General features: G+C 34.6%; 1 protein-coding gene. It reads right to left on the bottom strand.

The annotated features are described in order from the left end of the window. Nucleotides 1–174: 174 nt before the first annotated feature. A partial coding sequence (locus BA053_RS07040) for a transposase (protein ID WP_245611633.1) occupies nucleotides 175–590 on the bottom strand: 416 nt, incomplete at its 5' end.

Genomic DNA, 590 nt, shown 5'->3' on the forward strand with positions numbered 1-590 from the left:
GAGATTTAACAGCTATAAACAGCTAGAAAGGGTAGGAGAGTGGTTGTAAATGGTGTCATCCGAGTACCTGACACTGGTTTCCATCCAAAAGGGTGTCATCCCAGTGCCCAGACACTGGGATGGCTTTGTTGCATCACACTTTATGAGATGGTGATTTATGGTAAATTCATGTAACTATCTCAAATTTAGCCATACCAATATCAGTGAATTTATTAAGCAAATAGCATTTAGTTCTTTTTCTCGATTTATCTCAGATTTATTCCTAAAACTAAATCCGAATATTTGCTTTAATCTTGAGAAAAACCCTTCAATATAAGATCTTTTCCCATAATTTACTTCTTTTTTCCATTCTTTCATGCCATCTTCACCGTATAATTTTATTAACCTAATAGCAGCATTCCTGTCAGACATATAATCTATTTCTGGATGTTCTGCCGCATTGTTTATTGGTGGAATTTTTGTCTTTATATCATATTCGTTACACAACTTATAAAACTTGTGCCTATCACATGCCCTATCTGCATATAGTACTTTTATGACATACTGAAAATCGACTTCTTTTAGCAAATCACAAGCTCCATAGTGATCAG

This window comes from Wolbachia endosymbiont of Nomada ferruginata, from assembly GCF_001675785.1.
GTDB lineage: Bacteria > Pseudomonadota > Alphaproteobacteria > Rickettsiales > Anaplasmataceae > Wolbachia > Wolbachia pipientis.